This window comes from Haloarcula pellucida (genome assembly GCF_014647235.1).
GTDB lineage: Archaea > Halobacteriota > Halobacteria > Halobacteriales > Haloarculaceae > Haloarcula > Haloarcula pellucida.
Genome location: NZ_BMOU01000004.1, coordinates 238,817 through 257,195 on the forward strand (window position 1 = coordinate 238,817; position 18,379 = coordinate 257,195).

Sequence of the window (18,379 nt, forward strand, 5' to 3'; positions counted from 1 at the left end):
AAAGTGTGGGCCAACCGAGACGACGGGGCACTGCGGGCACCGTCGACGCCGAGAGGCGTCAGCCCATCCCCCAGTACTCGCGTGCGTCAGCGAGCGATTCGCCGACGGGGACGCCCTTGTAGCCGAAGATGTCCTGATAGCCACACTCGGACATCAGGATAGGGACGAACGGTTCGTCGGCAGTCACCTCCTCACCCTCTATCGTCGCCCAGACCGCCCCCTCGGAGACCAGTTCGAAGTTCTCGGCCTCGAGGTCGTACAGTTCGCTGGAGGCGGTCCCCGGCGGGGCGTCCTCGGGTTTCTCGACGACGTCGTCGAGTTCGTAGAACCTCGGGTCGCCGGTTGCGACGGTGCCGGGGAGCGCGTCGTGGAGCCGAAGGAACGTCTCGATGACCATCGTGGCCGTGTCCGTCGCGTCCTCGGTCCGCTGTCGGCCGGACTCGACAGTGACGACCGGCGCGCATCGGTTCAGCGTCCCATCGACGGTCTGACTCGTGTCGACGACTGACGGCGTGGGGAGGGCCGCGGACGTTTCGAGCGCCGTCGGATACTCCCGGGAGACCAGCGCCATCGGTTCCGGCTGGGAGTGCGTCGCGTGCAACGAGAGCGTCGGCGTCTCGCCGACGACGTCGAGCAGTTCGGCCGCGAGGCGCTCCTCCAGTTCGTCGCTCTCCGCGTCGCCGGGGAAGGCCCGGTTCATGTCGACGTCGACGTACCGACGGTCGGCCGCCAGCGCGGCGGGGTTCGCGTAGACGAACTGCACCGGGCGCTCAAACTCGTGGTCGGCGTCGAGGACCCGCTGGATAGCTCGCACGCCGCTGGGTTCGTCGCCGTGAACCCCTGCGATGACCGTCACCGCCGGGTCGCCGTCCGGGCCACGCACCGTCACTTCGGGGGACTCTATCTGGGACATCTACGCTGACCTACCGGGCTGGACGTCGAAAAACGTGGGGCACTCGCTCAGTACTCGGGGCTCTCCTCGCGGACGCCCTCGCGCTTGTTGACCAGTCGCGCGAGGGTGAACAGGGCGTCCGAGAGGCGGTTCAGATAGACGATCGCCGTCTCGTTGACGCCGGCCTCCTCGGCGGCCAGCGAGACGGACCGTCGCTCCGCCCGGCGACAGACCGCTCGCGCGTGGTGGAGTTTCGCGCCGGGTTCGGACCCCGACGGGAGGATGAACGACTCCAACGGGTCCAGTTCCTCGTTGGCCTCGTCGATAATGGCCTCTATCTCCTCGACGTGTCCCTCGGTTATCTGCGGGTCGTCCTCGTCGGGTTGGGGATTCGCGAAGTCGGCCTGCACGATGTGGAGGTGGTTCTGCACCGCCCGGAGGTGGTCGTCTAAGTCGTCGTAGCCCGTCGGTCGGACGACGCCGACGAGGGCGTTCACCTCGTCGACGGTGCCGTAGGCCTCGATGCGGCGGGAGTCCTTCGAGACTCGTTCCATCGTCCGGAGGTCCGTCTGCCCCTGGTCGCCGCGGCCGGTGTAGATGGTCATACAGGAGGTGGGTCTGCCACGCTCTTATAGCCGTGGGCGAACCGTTTGGGGCGCTCTCGACTCGGGGAACAATCTGGTTCCTGTACGCGATGCACACAGCCACAGGGTGATTTACGACGAAGGCAGTCGCCAGTACATAAGTCCGACCGAGGCGACGAACCACCCTCCCATGAGCAACAATCCGACCCACTCGGAGAGAAACCATGGGGCTGACCCATCGAACGTATGCTGTACGATGTACGCATTCGTCCGAACCTCGTGGACCCCAGGCCGTGGGTACAATTGCTTGGTCGTAATGTACGCTGCACTGCTGGAATTTCCGATTCCGTATAGCCAGTTCGTCAGTACGTTATACAGATTGAGTGGGGAACTCCGGTGGAAAAAGAAGAGAACAGGGTCGGCGGGTTGATTAAACGGATTCAGCGATGTGTTTGAAATAAGGACGTACGCGAAATTTGCAAATATCTCTTGAAACAACATGATGATAAAGGTAAATCCCGCACCAACACGGCCCGTAATCGACCGGCCCATTACCGTGCCGATAGCGGCTCCAATAACTGTGCTTACAGCAGTGTACGCAACTGTCACCGCGAAAAGCGGTAGTAGCAATACCAGTGATGGTACTCCATAGCGAGGAATATTGACGCAGACTGTTACCACTACGATTCCGATGACGAAGACACTCAATAGGCCAGTGATTCCTGCACACATCTCAAAGGCGTCTGTCCGTCTGCCCTCCGCATCGGATTCGAGAATTGCCGTTACTCGCCACCATCCAAGCAACATCCCTCCAACGAAAACCGTCGGTGAAATGGCATTGATGGCCTCCAACACCACCATGTCTGGGCCGACAATATCAGCGATATGTCGTGAAATCCCAAATCTAACCCCATCACGCACACCAAAATAATAGAGAGTTGACAGGATGGTCGCAACCCAGATCGGATACCGATGCGCTTCCTTTCGTATTCCTCGAATCGAGTGTTCCATCATAAAAATGGATATTACGCCAAGCACGCATATATTTTCTGTTAGTTACATATTAGTATTAATATAATATTCTTATTGAGAACATCGCCATTCTCGACAGTATTTATGTTGATTATATGTGAACGAACTAGATCATCATACTCTATAGCAAAACTACCCTTAGAATTTCCCAACTATCAAATCCGTCGCCGGACCTCCGAGAGGGCCGCCGGCGAGAGGTCCAACTCGGCGAGCAGTTCCCGTCGCTGGTCCGCGTCGCCGTGGCCGGCGACGAAGCCGTTGAGGCGGGCGGCGACCGTCGACTCGACGAACGCCGGCCCGTAGACGTCTTCGAGTTCGTCGGCGACGACCGGCGTCGACCGGAGTTCGTACTTCTGGTGGTACTCTTCCGCCCGGTGAAACCGCGCTAGCGTCTCGACGGGCGTCTGAACCGTCTTGCCGGTTCGCTCCTCGAGGGCCGTCTTCGAGGCCGCTGCCGCCTCCCGTTGGGCGTCGTCGTGTGCGAGGACGACGCCGCGGTACTGGCGCTTGTGCGGCGCGGAGAACGGACTGTGGTTCGCCCAGAACACGCCCAGTAGGTCCTCGTAAGCGCGCTCCGCGGGGTCGTACTCGACCTGTATCACTTCGGTGTGGTCGCCGAGCGCGTAGTAACTCGGGTCCGGGTCGCTCCCGCCCGCGTAGCCGACACGCGTACGGACCACGCCCGGCATCGCGCCAAAGCGGGCGTCGGGTCCCCAGAAACAGCCCATTCCGAACGTCGCCGTCGCCGTCTCCTCGGGCGGGAGCGCCTCGGCGTCTACGCCCAGTGCCGTCGGTCGCGTCGACTCTCGGTCCGATAGTCCCATACGGACGACAGGGGCGCGAGCGGTTTGCGTGTTCGGGACCGGCGAGACGACCGCGAACCGGCGGAAACCGGGACCTTCAATTGGGCCCGTGAAGAATCGGGGTGTATGAGCCTCGAATTGGAGCACTACTGCCCGGAGTGCGAAGAGTACCGGAACTTCTGGAAGGTCGCAAGCACCACGATGCACCTCGGGACGAAAGTCAAGTGGCACTGCCCCGAGTGTGAGTACGGGTTCGTCCGTATCGACGGCGAAGTCGACACCGGACAGACGGCATAGACGCCTCAATAGCCGTATAGAGTGTTCTTAGCAGCCGTTTTATCGGTGGTCAGTGGAACGTCACGTAGACGCAATGAGCCTCGACCCGGACTGGGAGACCGCCGAGACTCGGAGCGGTCCCGGCGACCCCGACGTCGAACTGTCCTTGACGGTCGTGCAGTACTCCGACGGCCCCGACCGGTGTACGATTTATCCGCCCGGTTTGTCCGGCGTGCCGCGGATGTCGACGTGGCTCACTGCCGACCGGTCGGCGTTCGTCGCGCTGGACGAGATGCGGTGACCGGGAGTTTTACCACCTCGGGCCGAAAGCATTATATGATGAGTGTGGAGGTCCTACTGGTTGACGAAGACCATGACGTACTCGAAATCGTAGCGACGTTCCTCGGCCAAGAAGACGATCTCTCTGTGACGAGCGAGTCTGACCCGGAAGCGGCGCTGGAGATGGCGTTGACTGGCGACTACGACGCCGTCGTCAGCGACCTCAAGATGCCGAAACTCGACGGGGTAGAGCTCTGTACGGCGATTCGAGAACACGACGAGTCGCTCCCGTTTTTCCTGTTCAGTGCCCGGGAACCCGAGGACGTCCAGCCGGCGGCTGCGGACGCCGGCGTGACCGCGTTCGTCCAGAAAGGGACCGGGACCGAACAGTACAGCGTCCTCGCCGACCGCATCCGGGACGCGGTCTAGACGTCCGTCCGTGGGAGAGTGAGCGTGACCGACGCACCGCCTGCGTCCGATTCTTCGAACGTCACCGTCCCGCCGTAGGACTCCGTCACCCAGATGACGAGCCACAGGCCGAGGCCGCTGCCGTGACTCAACTGCGTGATGGGTTCGTCACCAGTCAGGACGTCCAGTTCGTACTCGGGGATTCCCGTCCCGTCGTCGGCTACCGTCACCGAGACGCGTTCGTCGGCCACGCTGACGTCGACGGTGATGGACGGGTCCGGGCCGGCGTAGTCGAGGCTGTTTTCCAGTAACTCGGTGACGACGCGCGTGAACCGCCCGTCGGCGGCCGCCGCGTCGACCGGCGGGATGGCAGTCTCGATAGCGCCGTCGGCCTCGTCGTAGGTGTCGACCAGCGAGGCCACGGCGTCGGGGACGTCGACCGGTTTCGTCCCGGCGTCGTCCCGGCGGACGGCACGCTCGATGTCGCGGGCCCGGTCACTGACCGAGGCCACGTCGGCGGCCTTCTGCTGGAGTCGCTCGACCAGCGAGAGTCGGTCGGTATCGTCCAGTCGCTCGGCCAGTTCGTCGGCAAGCCCCATCACCACGGTGAGGTCGTTCCGGAGGTTGTGGCGCAACACGCGGTTGAGCACCTCCAGTCGACGCTCGCGTTCTTTCTGGTCGGTGATGTCCGTGTAGATGTTAAAGCCCCACATCCGTCCGTCGTCGCGCCGGTAGGGAACGCCCCGATAGAGGAAGTCACGGAACCCCTGGTCGGTCCGGCGTCGAATCTCGGCCTGTACGGACTCCCCGGTCGCGTTGACAGCGGCGAGACGGTCGGCCTCTGCCCGGGCCGCCTCGTCCGGCGGGGCGATGAGGTCCGTCAGTTCCCGGTCGAGGACCGTCGCGTGGTCGTACCCGAACACCTCGGTGAACGCGGGGTTGACCGAGCGCACCGCCTGCTGGTCGTCGACGAACTCCGTCTCGACGACCGCGTCCGGGAGGTTGTTGAAGAGATACGAGAAGCGGTCGCGCTCGTCGCGGAGCTCTTCGCGGGCCTGTTTGAGTTCGGTCAGGTCCCGGACCACGCCGACGGTCCCGCGGAACACGTCGTCGTCGATGAGCGACACCTCGATTTCGGCGGGACGTTCGACGCCCGCAGCGGTGACCAGCGACGTCTCCAGTTGCATCGACGCGTCGTCGGTCTGCGCTCGGAGGTCACGGATGCGCTGCTCGAAGGCAGCGACAGAGCGGTCGTCGAGCACCGACCGCGGGTGTTCGCCGAGCATCTCCTCGCGCTCGAAGCCGAGCCATTCGGCGAGCGGTTCGGTGACGAGCTGGAAGGTGCCGTCCTCGTCTAGGACGTACACCATGTCACGGACGTTCTCGACGGCCGTCTCGTAGCGCAGGAGGTCCTCCTCGCGCTCGACGCGGTCCAGCGCGGCAGCGGCGTTCGAGGCGAGAATCTCGGCCACGGAGACGTCGGCGTCGTCGAACTCGGGCGTCTCCACGGCGGCGACGCTCAGCACGCCGTGGTCGCCGAGGGGGACGTACATCGCGGCGTTGGCGTCGCGGTTGTCGTACCGCTCGACGTCGTCGAAGTCGTCGACACGGATGGTCTCGCCGCGCTGGAACGCCTCGCCGGGGAACGCCTCGTCGGCGTCGTACAGCGGCCGGTCAGGCAGTGAACTGGACCCGGCCACCGGCCGCAGAACGTCCGTCTCCGGGTCGTGGAGTCTGACGAGGTTGAGGTCGAACTCGAGTTGAGCCTCCGCGGCCGCCACGACCGTCTCGGCCACCTCGGAGGCGGTGTGGGCTTGCATCAGCGACCGCGTGGTTTCGAGGAGTCCAGAGAGTTTCTCGTCGCGTTCCTTCTGGTCGGTGACGTCGTGGAAGTACACCGAGAGGCCGTTCTCGGAGGGGTAGGCGTTGACCCGGAACCACTTCTCTACGGGCGGGTAGTACTCCTCGAACGAGACCGGTTCTTGCGTCGCCATCGCCTCGCGGTAGGCCTCGTGGAACGTCTTCCCGACGGCCTCGGGGAACATCTCCCAGAGGTTCTCGCCGAGTACGTCCTCGGCGTCCCGCTCTAGCACCTCCTCGGCACGGTGGTTCCAGTAGGTGAGTTGCCACGTGTCGTCGACGGCGAAGAAGGCCGCACCGATGCGGTCGAGTATCTGTTGGATACGCCGGCGCGCCTCGCGGAGTTCCCGTTCGCGCGCTTTTCGCTCGGTGACGTCCCGGACGACGCCTGCACTGCCGACGAACTCCCCGTCGTCGCCGTACAGCAGCGTCATGTGGTCCTCGGCGGGGAACGCCGTGCCGTCGGCCCGCTGGATTTCGAGGTCGAAGGTGGCCTCGTCGTCGCGGTCACCGAACAGCATCTCCCGGATGACCGACTCCGCGCGCGTGACGCTCGCATCGTCTTTGACGGCCCCGGTGTACGCACCCAACAGGCTGTCCTCGTCGTACCCCGTGAGGGCCGTCATCGCGCTGTTGACGAACTCGAAGTGACCCTCGTCGTCGAGGGCGTAGACGCCGTCGTCGACCGCCTCGATGATGCCCTCGTAGCGTTCGAGTTCGCTCTCTCGTTGACGGCGTTCGAGTTCCCGGCTGACCCACTCGACGAGCAGTTCGACGAACGTCTGCTGGGCCTCGCTGAACGGTTCGGTCCGGGACTCCGCGTCGGCGAAACACAGCGTCCCGTACAGGTCACCGTCGACGTGAATCGCGCCGCCGAAGTAACAGGCGAACCCGGTCGTCTGGTAGGCGGGTTCGTCGGCCCACCCCTCTGCCGGCGCGTCGAGGACGTCGAGGGTCTCCCCCGTTTCGACGATACGTTTGCAGTACGTGTTCGCGAGGTCCGTGGTCGCGCCCTGCTGGATGACCTCGCTGTCACCGACGACCTGTACCACCTCGTAGTCCTGTCCCTCGATGCGGCTCATGTACCCCAGCGACAGGTTCAACCGCTCCGCGCCGAGTTCGAGCACCGCGTCGATGGTCTCCGCGTTCGTGAGGTCGTCCCGGGTCGCCAGCCGTGTCAGGTCCCGCAGGGCCTCGTTGTTCGTCCGGAGTTCGCGTTCCCGCTCTTTTTGCCCGGTGTCGTCCGTCGCCCTCTCGGGGCCATCCCCTTCCGTTCGCACCGCCCGGACCCGCTCGGCGGGGTCCGTCTCGCTCCGGGGAACGTACTCGGTGGCGCCGCGGCGCGTCGCCTCGGCGGCCACGCTGCCGTCGAGGTCGGGGGTACACAGCAACACCGGAACGTCGGGGTGCCGGTCGCTGAGTGCGTCGAGAACGGCGAGGCCGTCGAGGCCGGCGCCGGGGACGTGGTCGCAGACGACGACGTCGGGGTCGATGGCGGCCGCAGTGTCGAGGGCTGCATCGCGAGACGTGACCGACGTCACCTCGACGGCGGTGCCCCCTGAGAGCGAGGTGACACCGTCGGCCACGGTGGCGGGACGGACGTGCAAAACGACGGACTGCTCGGACATGCTGGTGGTACGTCGTAACCGGGGGCCGGGAACTAATAAACTCGGCCCAGATTATCAGGTTTCAGAATCGAGCGCCTGCCACGAGAGCCGTGGGGTTCTCGCGGCTTCGACCTGATCGATGCGCCCCGCCGCCGTGCGCTCCGGGGCCGACGCTAGCGTCTCGTCGTCCTCGCCGTGGACGGCCTCGAAGGCGGCCGCCAGTTGGTCCAGCGAGCGCTTGCTCTCGCCTTCCGTCGGTTCGGTCATCAGCGCCTCGTCGACGATTTCGGGCCACTTCGTCGTCGGCGGGTGGACGCCGTGGTCGAGCATCCGCTTGGCCGCGTCGGCGGCGTCCTGCGGGCTAGCGCTGGCGACGAACTCGTGGTGGAACGGCCCGAAGGGCACCTCGTAGGGAATCTGTTCGGCGAGGTAGTTGGCGTTCAGCACCGCTTTGGCGCTGGCGTCGATCAGTCCCGCATCGCCCAGACGGGTGACGTAGGCGAACGTCTTCAGGAGGACCGGCCAGTTGCCGTAGTAGCCGTGGACCTTCCCGACGGAGTGGTCGGGCGTGTAGTACTCGAACCCGCCGTCCTTCGAGCGGACGTGCGGGTCCGGCAGGAACCCGGCTAGATCCTCGGTCACGCCGACGGGGCCGGCACCCGGCCCACCGCCGCCGTGGGGCGTCGCGAACGTCTTGTGGACGTTGTAGTGCATCACGTCAAAGCCCATGTCGCCCGGGCGCGCCCTCCCCAGCAGGGCGTTGAGGTTCGCGCCGTCGTAGTACAGCAGACCGCCGGCGTCGTGGACGACGTCGGCGATCGCCTCGATGTCGCGCTCGAACAGGCCCAGCGTGTTGGGGTTGGTGAGCATCAGCGCCGCCGTCTCCTCGCTGACGGCCGCTTCGAGCGCCTCGATGTCGACCCGGCCGTCCTCGCCGCTCGGGAGTTCGACCACGTCGTACCCTGCCATCGCCGCCGTGGCGAAGTTCGTGCCGTGGGCCGAGTCGGGGATGACGACCTCGGAGCGCTCGTCGTCGTTGTGCTGGTGGTAGGCCTTCGCTATCTGGATGCCGGTGAACTCACCCGCCGCCCCGGCCGGTGGCTGGAGCGTCACCGCGTCCATCCCGCCGATGCGACCGAGATAGTCCTGGAGGCGGTGACAGAGCGCGAGCGTCCCCTGTACAGTACTGTCCGGTCGGTCCGGATGGACGGCGGCGTCGGCACGGCGCGAGATGTCCTCGGTGAACGACGGGTTGTACTTCATCGTACAGGACCCCAGCGGGAACGGCCCGCTCTCGACGCCGTAGTTCATCTGCGAGAGGCGCGTGTAGTGTCGGGCGAGTTCCGGTTCGGCCGGGTCGGGCAGTTCCAGCGAGTCCCGCGTCAGGTCGTCCGGGAGGGGCGAATCTTCGACGGCGACCTCGCGGTTTGCCTTCTCCGAGAGGAGCGGTTCGTAGCGCTCGTCGTCGTCGTCCGTCCACCGGGCCTGATCGTACTTCATCGGGCCACCTCCGCCATCGCCTCGACGAACGCCGCCTCTTCGTCGGCGGTCACCTCGGTGGTACACACCTGTAACAGGTGTTCGTCGACGGCGTGGACGGCGTAGCCGCGCGCGGCGAGGTCCTCGACGACCGCCCGCGCCGGTTGGTCGGTGCGGACGACGAACTCTCGGAAGTGGTGGCCGTCGTGGACCGGCGCCTGCAAGCCCACGACTTCGTCGAGTCGGGTGGCGAGACCCTCGGCGCGCGTCACGCACTCTTCGGCGAGGTCGACCAGTCCTTGCGGACCCAGCCACGCGGCGTGCATCGCGGTGCGGAGCGCGACCCACGCCTGATTCGTACAGATGTTCGAGGTGGCACGCTCCTTGCGGATGTGTTGTTCGCGCGTCTGGAGCGTCAGCGTGTAGGCCCGGCGGTCGTTGGCGTCCTCGCTGGCGCCGACGAGACGACCGGGGACCTGCCGGAGGTACTCCTCGCGGGTGACGAACATCCCGAGACCGAAGCCGTATGCGGTGCCGATGCCCAGCGAGGCGGCGTCGCCGACCACCACGTCGGCGCCCACGTCGGCCGGGCGCTCCAGCAGGGCCAGTGCGACCGGGTCCGATCCGAGACAGAACAGGGCGTCGTGGTCGTCGGTCACGTCGCCCACGCTCGCGAGATTCTCCGCGACGACGCCCCGCACGCTCGGCGTCTCGGCGTACACCATCGCCACGTCCTCGTCGGCCATCTCGGCGAGGGCGGCGACGTCGGCTTGCCCGTCGTCCATCGGATACGACTCGACAGAGAGGTCGGGGCCATCCGCGTAGTTCTCCAGCACCGCGTGCTTGCCGTCACGCAGGTGTTCGGGGACCAGAATCCGGTCGCCCGACACCGAGCGGACCCGCTGGGAGAGCGTCGCCGCCTCGCCCAGCGCCGTCGCGGCGTCGTACATCGAGCAGTTGGCGACCCCCAGTCCGGTCAACTCGACCAGCATCGACTGGTACTCGAACAGCGCCTGCAGGAACCCCTGTGCGATTTCGGGTTGATACTGCGTGTAGGAGGTCAGGAACTCGGACCGTTTCGAGAGGTCGTCGACGACGCTCGGCACGTAGTGGTCGTAGTGGCCCCGACCGAGAAATTCCGTCAGGTCGTCGTTGCGCCGGAGGAGACGGGCCGCCTCCCGGCGTGTCTCACGCTCGCCCCGGGCGTCGATGCCAAAGTCGCCGTCGAAGGCGACGGCGTCGGGCACGTCGAACAGTGCCTCGACGTCGTCGACTCCCAGCGCCTCCAGCATCGCCGCCGTCTCGGCCGGCGTGTGCGGTGCGTACGGACTGCCAGTCGTGGATACGTCACTCTCGCTCATTGGTAGGAACGCCCATCCGCACGGGTGGACATGATGGCTGATGCTAGCAACCGACTGTACATTAGCCTACTCCTTCCCCCGGTCCGCGCGAGAGAGTCCCACGCGGTCGAACGCGTGACTACGCGATCTGGTCGCCGTACTCCTCGGGCGAGAGCAGGTCGTCGAGTTCGCCCGCGTCGGCCAGTTCGACTTCGAGCATCCAGCCCTCGCCGAAGGGGTCCTCGTTGACCAGTTCCGGTTCGTCGAACAGGGCGTCGTTGACGGCGGTCACCGTCCCCGAAACCGGGGCGTACACGTCAGAGACGGCCTTTATCGACTCGACGACGCCGAACTCCTCGCCGGCGGTCAGTTCCTCGCCGTCGTCGGGCAGTTCGACGAAGACCACGTCGCCCAGTTCGTCCTGAGCGAAGTCGGTGATGCCGACACGAGCGGTCGCGTCGTCTACGCGCACCCACTCGTGGGACTCCAGATATCGCAGGTCGTCGGGAACGTCGAAGCTCATCTGTCGATGAATGGGGGGGCCCGGGTACGTGCCTTCTTCGGTTCGCCGCGAACGACGACGCGCAGCGACGTGCCGGGGTCGCGGTACTCGACGGGGAGATACGCCAGCGCGATAGCCTCGCCGAGCGTCGGACTCATCGTCCCACTCGTCACGTGGCCTATCGACTCGCCGTCCGGAGTCTGCACCTCGTAGCCGTGGCGCGGAATCCCTCGGTCGACCAGTTCGATGCCGACCAGTTTCTCCGTGATGCCCTCGGCGTCCTGCTGTTCGAGCGCGTCGCGGCCGACGAACTCGGTGTCGAGTTTGACCGTCCAGCCGATGCCGGCCTCGTATGGCGTCCGCGGTTCGTCCTCGGGGTCGAAGTCCTGTCCCGAGAGGAGAAACCCCATCTCCAGACGAAGGGTGTCCCGCGCACCGAGGCCACAGGGCGGACACTCCAGTGCTGTCCACACCGTCTCGGCCGCGTCCCACGGACACAGTATCTCGAACCCGCGCTCGCCCGTATAGCCCGTTCGCGCGACCAGCGAGTCGACGCCAGCGACCGGTCCGCGTTCGACGCCGAACCGGTCCATCTCGGCGAGGCGAATATCGGTTCGCTCGGCCAGCAGATCCGGCGCGTCCGGCCCTTGAAGTGCGATCATGGCGTACTCCGTGGTCCGGTTCGTGACTGTCGCGTCCAGGCCCCACTGCTCTCGGTGGCTCGTCCACCGCTCGGCCATCTCCTCGTCGTGGCCCGCGTTGGGAACGAACAGGAACTCGTCGTCTGCTTCCGCCGGTAATCGGTAGACGACGGTGTCGTCGAGCATGACGCCGTCGCCGTCCGTTATCGCGGCGTACTGTGCCTCTCCGGGGTCCAGCGCCGCCACGTCGTTGGTCGTCAACCGCTGGGTGAGGCGTTCTGCCTCGGGCCCGTCGACGGTTACCTCGCCCATGTGCGAGACGTCGAACTTCCCGACGGCGGACCGAACGGTGGCGTGTTCCTCGCGAATCGACTCGAACTCGACGGGCATCTCCCACCCGCCGAAGTCCGTCATGCTGGCACCGGCCTCCTCGTGGACCCCCGAGAGCGGGGGTGTCCGCAGTGACATAGCCGAGAAATCGCCCCCGGTCACCTTACTACTTGGCCTCTGGTCGCGGTCTGGGACGGTTTCGACAGAACTCATAAATCACATATCGCGATATCAAATCACGTTCGTGGCGTCACGGGCGGCCTGCGGAGCGGAGCGATAGAACGGCGGTTCGGTATACGGCGGTGACGACACCAGACGGAGAGTCGTAGCGGTAGACGGCGTCTGCGGGGCTGCGGACCGCTTCTCGTGTGGGCGCGGGATGACGTTCCTCGGGGCGGCGATGAAGCGACACGCGGGGTCGCAGACCGGTGATTGGCTCGTCGACGTGGGGTTCATCGGCCTCACTGTTCCGCCTCGCGTCGCTACCTTCGATACCCTACCGACGAGACCTAGTCGTCGCGAACGTGCTTGCTCCGTGATGCGACCACGTCGAGGCCGGGGCTGTAGTAGTAGACTGGGTCGCCGTCGGGTCGTGCGAACCCGTGTGCCGAGAGGTAGGTGTTCGTCTCGACGTCGGCGGCGGCGGGGTACAGCGTCCACGGGTCGTGTTCGACGTCGGTGTATCTGAGCGACCCGTCCTGTGCTTCGGTGTAGAACCGATAGCGCTCGACGAGGAATTCGCCGAACGGGTCGTCGGATGCCGAGAACGGCACGCCGGTCGGCCAGTAGGCCCCCGCGTACTGCGCGGGGCGGGAGCCCGGATGTCGACGGCGGCCGCTGAACCGCACTCGGCCGTCGTCCCAGCACAGCGAGATGCGCGCGTAGTAGTACGGGAGGTGATGAAACAGGCGCGCGCCGACGACGCTCGAGATACCCTGCGCGTCGAGGCTGAAGAAGTAGACGCTCGGGACGTCTTCGCGTGTGACGTACGTCCGCACGTTGAGTTCGGGTAACCGGATACCGAACGCTTCGGGAAGGCCCTTCGGCCGGACGGCGACGTTGGTGAACGGCACGATCGAGAGCCACGCCGACCCGTCGAACACGTCGGGCACCAACCGGTCGGGGAGGTGTGCGTCCATCACCGCCGGGTCGACCGGCCAGTTCTCGAACAGAAGGTGCCGCCATCCCATCTCCAGCGGGAGGACCATAGAGCCACTCTGCGGTCCGGAGGAAAATCCCTTTGGGCAGCGGGCCAAGCACTCGATTCGATATAGCGGTATTTGATTTATTACTCGAACGACCACCGAGACCCGAAACGCCACACATAAGCCCAGCGGCGGGCGAGAGGGCGCATGAACTTGTTTCGTCGCCTCGTCGGTGACGACGCCGACGACCGGACGCGCGTCGGGTTGTACGTCGACGGCCCGAACGTGTTGCGCTCGGAGTTCGACGTCGACTTAGACGAGGTTCGGACCATCGCAGAATCGTACGGGCCGTTAGCAACGACCAGACTGTACCTCGACGAGAACGCCTCGCCGGGGCTGATTCAGGCCGGCGAAGCCCGCGGTTTCGAAGTCGTCACCACGAGCGGCGACGTGGACGTGCGTCTGGCCGTCGACGCGACGGCGGCCGTCGCGGCCGACCGTATCGACGTGCTCGTCGTCGCCTCGCGCGATACGGACTTCAAACCAGCACTGGAGGTCGCTGCCCGGAACGACGTCCGGACCGTCGCGCTTGCACCCGGCGAACACGGGAAGTCCGATGCACTCCAGAACGCCGCCCAGGACGCCCTCTCGCTGGAAGCCGACGTCGAATAGCGAACGCCTTTTTGTGCGGGCACCGGACCACCGGATATGGACATCGAGGAGACGCCGGTACTCGACAACCACATGCATCTGGACCCGGTGCAGGGCCGGAACGTCGAGGCCGTAGAGGAGTTCGCCGAACAGGGCGGCACCCACCTGCTCGTCCTCAACAAACCGTCGTGGCACCTCGTCGAGGCCGCGACCGACGAGTCGACGTTCCGCGAGGCGTTCGACCTGACTGTCGGCGCCGTCGAGTCCGCGACGGAGGTACTGCCCGGCCGGGCGTGGCCGGTGCTGGGGGTCCACCCGGCACTCGTCTCGAAGTTGGTCGAAGACGGCTACACGCCCGCGGCGGCCCGCGACATCATGCAGACGGGGCTGGACGTGGCCGCGGAGTACGTCAGAGACGGCCCGGCGCTGGCCATCAAGTCGGGGCGACCCCACTACGACGTCGACGAGGACGTGTGGGACGCCTCGAACGCCGTGATGTGTCACGCCTTCGAACTGGCCGCCGACGGGGACTTCGCGGTCCAGCTGCACACTGAAGGTGGCGAGGACTTCGAGCAGGTGGCACAGTGGGCCGAGGAACGTGGCATGGACCGCCGACAGGTCGTCAAGCACTACTCCGGCGGCCGGTTACAGGGCCCCACGAAGTCCGTCCTCGCGGACAAGGACGAACTGGAGATCGCTATCGAGGAGGGCGACCCGTTCCTCATGGAGACGGACTACATCGACGACCCGGACCGACCCGGCGCAGTACTGGGGCCGAAGACGGTGCCACGGCGCGTCCGGTGGCTGTTAGAAGCGGGGCACGAGGAGGCGGTGCGGACCGCACACGTCGAGACGCCGCGTGCGGTGTACGGTATCGACACCGAAGCGACGCTCACCGAGTGAGGACAGAACGAAGCGGTTGGGACGTTATCCGAACTTCCCGGTGATGTAGTCCTCGACGCGCTGACTCTCGGGGTTCTCGAATATCTTGTCCGTGTCGTCGAACTCGACGAGTTCGCCGCCGGTGAGGAAGACGGCCGTCTTATCGGAGATGCGGGCCGCCTGCTGCATGTTGTGCGTGACGATGACGACGGTGTACTCCTCGGAGAGTTCCTCGATTAGGTCCTCGATTTGGGAGGTGGCGATGGGGTCTAGCGCCGAGGCCGGTTCGTCCATCAGCACGACTTCGGGGTCGACGGCGATGGCCCGCGCGATGCAGAGTCGCTGTTGCTGGCCACCCGAGAGGTCGAGTGCGGATTCGTCGAGGCGGTCTTTGACCTCGTCCCACAGGGCCGCCTTCTTCAGGGACTCCTCGATGACCTCGTCCATATTTTCGGTCTTGTCCTGCGTGCGCAGGCCGTAGGCGACGTTGTCGTAGATGCTCTTCGGGAAGGGGTTGGGGTGCTGGAACACCATCCCGATGCGCCGGCGGAGCGCCACCGGGTCGACGTCGTCGTCGTAGACGTTCTTGCCCTTGAAGGTCAGTTCTCCCTCGACGCGGGCGATATCGATGAGGTCGTTCATGCGGTTGATACACCGCAGGAACGTCGACTTCCCACACCCGGAGGGGCCGATCATCGCGGTCACCTGATTCTCGGGGATTTCGAGGTCGATGTGCTGGAGCGCCTGCGTCTCCCCGTAGAACACGTCGAGGTCTCGCGAGCGGATGACGGTCTTACCCGACGTGACGCCGCCGCGTTCGGCGTTCTCGTCTAACCCGCCCTTGCCGGGATCGGTACTGATGAGCGACTCCTCCTCTGCCTCGTCGTGCTGTGCCTCGGTCTCTGTCGCCATGTCCTCTGTGGTCATTAATGAGCCTCCTGTTGGTATTTGTTCCGCACGAGAATCGCCACGCTGTTCATCGTCAGCATCACGATGAGCAGGGTCACCACGCCCGCAGCGACGACGCCGTACCGGAAGTCAGGCGAGGGCTGGAACGCCCACGCGTAGATCTGCAACGGCATCGCGGTCAACTGGCTGAACAGCCCCGACGGCGGCGAGAACTTCGTCGTCGCCACGCCGATCATGATGAGCGGTGCCGCCTCGCCGATGGCGCGGCCGAGCGCCAGAATCGTCCCCGTCAGGATGCCCGGAATCGACCGAGGGAGGACGACGTTCCGGATGGTCTGCCAGCGGGTCGCACCCATTCCGTAGGAGGCCTGCCGGAGCGAGTCCGGCACGGACCGAATCGCCTCCTGCGCGGAGATGATGACGATCGGGAGAATGAGCAGAGAGAGCGTCAGCGCTGCCGTGAGCACCGTCCCGACCCCGAACCCGCCGTAGGTAACCGGACCGAGACTGGCTTCGACGTTGACGAAGATACCCAGGCCCAGCAGTCCGTAGACCACCGACGGGACGCCAGCGAGGTTCGAGATGTTGACCTTGATGATTCGGGAGACGCTAGAGAACGGGCCGCTCGTCGGCGCGTACTCTTCGAGATAGATGGCCGTGCCGACGCCGAAGACGAAGGTGAACACGCTGACCAGCACGATGAGGAACACCGACCCGATGATGGCCGGGTACAGCCCCGCTTCTCGCGCGTTCGAGGCCTGAATCGCTGGCGGGCTGGTGACGTACTGCCACGTGAGCCACGGCGTCGGTTCGGTCGCACCGAGCGCGCCGACGATGAACTCACCGAGCAGGAAGCCGAGAACGGCGATGGCCGGCAACGCGAAGGCGGCCCAGCGCTCGCGGTGGCGCGCCGTGTCGATGGCGGCGAACCCGACCGGGAGGCCGAACATCACGAGGCCGATGAGCCACACCGAGCGAGCTATCTGGGGAACCATGTCGACGACCGGCACGCCGACGATAGCCAGCACCGGGAGGCCGACGCCGATGCCGATGCTCTGTCGTTTCGAGAGTTCCAGTCGGTCGTGCGCGAGGAAGGCAGCCAGTCCCGCGGCGGGGAGGACGAGCGACAGGAAGTAGACGCCCGGTGCGCCCAGCATCCCGCCGAGCGAACTGAGGACGCCCAACCCAAGCGTCCCGGCCACGGGGCCGAGGACGACGGCGGCGAGCATCCCCAGCCCGACCCACGTCGCCTCGCGGTTGTACTGCCCGTAGACGAACAGGCCGAGCGTCGGGCCGACGACGGTCAGGAAGTAGGCGAACCAGACCGGCGGGCTGGCGATGACAGAGAGGATGATGACCGTCGCGACGGTGAGCATCACCCCGCCCAGCGTCATACTGAACAGTTCGAAGGCGCCAGCGACGACGTCGGGCCTCGTGCGTGCGTACACGAAGAACGCGAGGAGTGGCACCAGCAGCGTCGCGGTGTAAGAGAGGTACCACGTCGTGCCAGCCGATTCCAGCCCGAAGGCGTCCCAGAACACGTACGCGAGCAGGACACCCAGCGCGAGGATACCGACGATGGACGCCCCGAACGAGATGTATTTGAACGCGATGCCCTTGAGCCGGCTGACCTCGCCGAACTCCGTCTGTGTCGGTGTTTGTGTCGCCATTTACTCGTACTCCTCCCGGTAGCGGCTCGCCACGACGTCGCTCACGACGTTCATCGCCAGCGTGATGACGAACAGCGTGAGGCCGATGGCGAACAGTGACTTGTAGGCGGTCGACCCCCCGGAGATGTCCCCGCTGGCGATGTTAATCATCGCGACGGTCATCGTCGCGGAACTCTCGGTGTAGAGTCCGATGAGGTCACCCGGTGCGACGTAGGGGATGCCGAAGGCCGACTGGACCGCCGGGATGTCCGGTGGCTGTGACCCGGCGGCGAGCACCACGGCCATGGTCTCGCCGATGGCCCGCGAGATAGCGAGGATGAACGACGAGGCGATGCCGGAGATGGCGGCCGGGACGACGATGCGGAGCGAGACGTTGAACTTCGTCGCACCGAGCCCGTAGCCGGCCTGTCGCAGCGAGTCCGGCACCGAACTCATCGCGTCTTCGCTGATAGAGGAGACCATCGGGATGATCATGATACCGACGACCAGCGAGGCCGAGAGCCCGTTGAACAGGCCCAGATTCGGAAAGCCGAGGCCCAGTGCCCCGTTCAGCCAGCCGATAACGACGTTGAGCGCGGGCGTGATGTAGACGATAGCGAAGTAGCCGTAGACGACCGTCGGGACGCCTGCCAGCACTTCGAGCATCGGCTTCAGCACCGAGCGCGTCCGTTCGGTCGCGTACTCACTGAGATAGATGGCCGTCAGCAGTCCGACCGGGAGCGCGATGACGGCCGCACCGATGGTGATGAGCATCGTCCCGAGCGCCAGCGGCAGGACCCCGAACGTCGTCGGTTCGCTGGCGCTGAACTCCGTCGCGGTCAGGAACTCCGCGATGGGAACGACCGAGAAGAAGTCGGCCGCGTCGAGAACCAGCACCGCGATGATACTGACGGTCGTCAGGACGGACAACACGGCACACCCGGCAAGGGCGTATCTGTACGTCGACTCCCGAACCGTCCTGAACCCCCGGTCCCCTGTGAGGTCGGGAGTCTGTCCCTCGTTGCTCATCGTGGTCGTTGTGTCATATACTGTATCTCGGGAAAAAGTACCCGGATTGTATCTATAGTTCTATTGTCTCTCAATACTCGC

At 65.4% G+C, this 18,379-nt stretch carries 18 protein-coding genes; 5 read left to right on the forward strand and 13 right to left on the reverse strand.

The genetic code is table 11. The features are described 5' to 3' along the window. Nucleotides 1-58: 58 nt before the first annotated feature. From IEY28_RS13275 to msrA, 4 genes are all read right to left on the reverse strand, one after another. On the reverse strand, nt 59-913 hold the full coding sequence (locus IEY28_RS13275; RefSeq protein WP_188998468.1) for a M14 family metallopeptidase: 855 nt from the start codon (nt 911-913) through the stop codon (nt 59-61). A gap of 47 nt (nt 914-960) precedes the next feature. Beyond that, nucleotides 961-1,497, reverse strand: coding sequence for a cob(I)yrinic acid a,c-diamide adenosyltransferase (locus IEY28_RS13280; RefSeq protein WP_188998471.1), 537 nt, complete (start codon nt 1,495-1,497; stop codon nt 961-963). A gap of 111 nt (nt 1,498-1,608) precedes the next feature. Next, nucleotides 1,609-2,490 (reverse strand): hypothetical protein, encoded by an 882-nt coding sequence (locus tag IEY28_RS13285; RefSeq protein ID WP_188998476.1) that lies wholly within the window; start codon nt 2,488-2,490, stop codon nt 1,609-1,611. A 173-nt stretch (nt 2,491-2,663) separates the two neighbouring features. Beyond that, on the reverse strand, nt 2,664-3,332 hold the full coding sequence (gene msrA, locus IEY28_RS13290) for a peptide-methionine (S)-S-oxide reductase MsrA (protein ID WP_188998482.1): 669 nt from the start codon (nt 3,330-3,332) through the stop codon (nt 2,664-2,666). Nucleotides 3,333-3,437: 105 nt separating this feature from the next. On the opposite strand from msrA, the gene IEY28_RS13295 reads away from it, so the two are divergent. The 3 genes from IEY28_RS13295 (at nt 3,438) to IEY28_RS13305 (ending at nt 4,295) form a co-directional block, all read left to right on the forward strand. Next, complete coding sequence (locus IEY28_RS13295) at nt 3,438-3,608, forward strand: DUF7838 family putative zinc beta-ribbon protein (protein ID WP_166971461.1); 171 nt, start codon at nt 3,438-3,440, stop codon at nt 3,606-3,608. Between the two features lie 73 nt (nt 3,609-3,681). Then, complete coding sequence (locus IEY28_RS13300; RefSeq protein WP_188998487.1) at nt 3,682-3,888, forward strand: DUF7511 domain-containing protein; 207 nt, start codon at nt 3,682-3,684, stop codon at nt 3,886-3,888. A 38-nt stretch (nt 3,889-3,926) separates the two neighbouring features. Beyond that, nucleotides 3,927-4,295 carry a response regulator gene (locus IEY28_RS13305; RefSeq protein ID WP_188998490.1) on the forward strand — a complete coding sequence of 123 codons (369 nt, stop codon included), beginning with the start codon at nt 3,927-3,929 and terminating at the stop codon, nt 4,293-4,295. On the opposite strand, the gene IEY28_RS13310 is transcribed toward IEY28_RS13305, so the two are convergent. The 6 genes from IEY28_RS13310 to IEY28_RS13335 all read right to left on the reverse strand — a co-directional run bounded on the left by IEY28_RS13310 (nt 4,292) and on the right by IEY28_RS13335 (nt 13,241). Further along, nucleotides 4,292-7,762 carry a PAS domain S-box protein gene (locus IEY28_RS13310; protein ID WP_188998493.1) on the reverse strand — a complete coding sequence of 1,157 codons (3,471 nt, stop codon included), beginning with the start codon at nt 7,760-7,762 and terminating at the stop codon, nt 4,292-4,294. The two genes, IEY28_RS13305 and IEY28_RS13310, sit on opposite strands and share 4 nt — an antisense overlap. Before the next feature lie 54 nt (nt 7,763-7,816). Continuing rightward, on the reverse strand, nt 7,817-9,241 hold the full coding sequence (gcvPB, locus tag IEY28_RS13315) for an aminomethyl-transferring glycine dehydrogenase subunit GcvPB (RefSeq protein ID WP_188998496.1): 1,425 nt from the start codon (nt 9,239-9,241) through the stop codon (nt 7,817-7,819). Continuing rightward, on the reverse strand, nt 9,238-10,581 hold the full coding sequence (gene gcvPA / locus IEY28_RS13320; RefSeq protein WP_188998499.1) for an aminomethyl-transferring glycine dehydrogenase subunit GcvPA: 1,344 nt from the start codon (nt 10,579-10,581) through the stop codon (nt 9,238-9,240). The genes gcvPB and gcvPA overlap by 4 nt, the downstream gene beginning before the upstream one ends. A gap of 118 nt (nt 10,582-10,699) precedes the next feature. Then, nucleotides 10,700-11,083, reverse strand: coding sequence for a glycine cleavage system protein GcvH (gene gcvH / locus IEY28_RS13325; protein WP_188998502.1), 384 nt, complete (start codon nt 11,081-11,083; stop codon nt 10,700-10,702). Beyond that, nucleotides 11,080-12,171, reverse strand: coding sequence for a glycine cleavage system aminomethyltransferase GcvT (gene gcvT / locus IEY28_RS13330; protein WP_188998505.1), 1,092 nt, complete (start codon nt 12,169-12,171; stop codon nt 11,080-11,082). The genes gcvH and gcvT overlap by 4 nt, the downstream gene beginning before the upstream one ends. 371 nt (nt 12,172-12,542) lie before the next feature. Then, complete coding sequence (locus IEY28_RS13335; protein ID WP_188998508.1) at nt 12,543-13,241, reverse strand: YqjF family protein; 699 nt, start codon at nt 13,239-13,241, stop codon at nt 12,543-12,545. A 144-nt stretch (nt 13,242-13,385) separates the two neighbouring features. On the opposite strand from IEY28_RS13335, the gene IEY28_RS13340 reads away from it, so the two are divergent. Continuing rightward, nucleotides 13,386-13,850 carry an NYN domain-containing protein gene (locus IEY28_RS13340; RefSeq protein ID WP_166971483.1) on the forward strand — a complete coding sequence of 155 codons (465 nt, stop codon included), beginning with the start codon at nt 13,386-13,388 and terminating at the stop codon, nt 13,848-13,850. Between the two features lie 36 nt (nt 13,851-13,886). Next, complete coding sequence (locus IEY28_RS13345; protein ID WP_188998512.1) at nt 13,887-14,732, forward strand: TatD family hydrolase; 846 nt, start codon at nt 13,887-13,889, stop codon at nt 14,730-14,732. Nucleotides 14,733-14,756: 24 nt separating this feature from the next. Here the strand turns inward: IEY28_RS13345 and pstB are convergent, their stop codons facing one another. The 3 genes from pstB to pstC are packed head-to-tail and all read right to left on the reverse strand — an operon-like array spanning nt 14,757 to nt 18,298. Continuing rightward, the gene (gene pstB, locus IEY28_RS13350) at nt 14,757-15,638 is read right to left on the reverse strand and encodes a phosphate ABC transporter ATP-binding protein PstB (RefSeq protein ID WP_188998515.1); all 882 of its coding nucleotides are present in this window, start codon (nt 15,636-15,638) and stop codon (nt 14,757-14,759) included. Continuing rightward, complete coding sequence (gene pstA, locus IEY28_RS13355; protein ID WP_188998518.1) at nt 15,638-17,290, reverse strand: phosphate ABC transporter permease PstA; 1,653 nt, start codon at nt 17,288-17,290, stop codon at nt 15,638-15,640. Before pstA ends, pstB begins: the two co-directional genes overlap by 1 nt. Continuing rightward, nucleotides 17,291-18,298 carry a phosphate ABC transporter permease subunit PstC gene (gene pstC / locus IEY28_RS13360; RefSeq protein ID WP_188998521.1) on the reverse strand — a complete coding sequence of 336 codons (1,008 nt, stop codon included), beginning with the start codon at nt 18,296-18,298 and terminating at the stop codon, nt 17,291-17,293. Nucleotides 18,299-18,379: the final 81 nt, after the last annotated feature.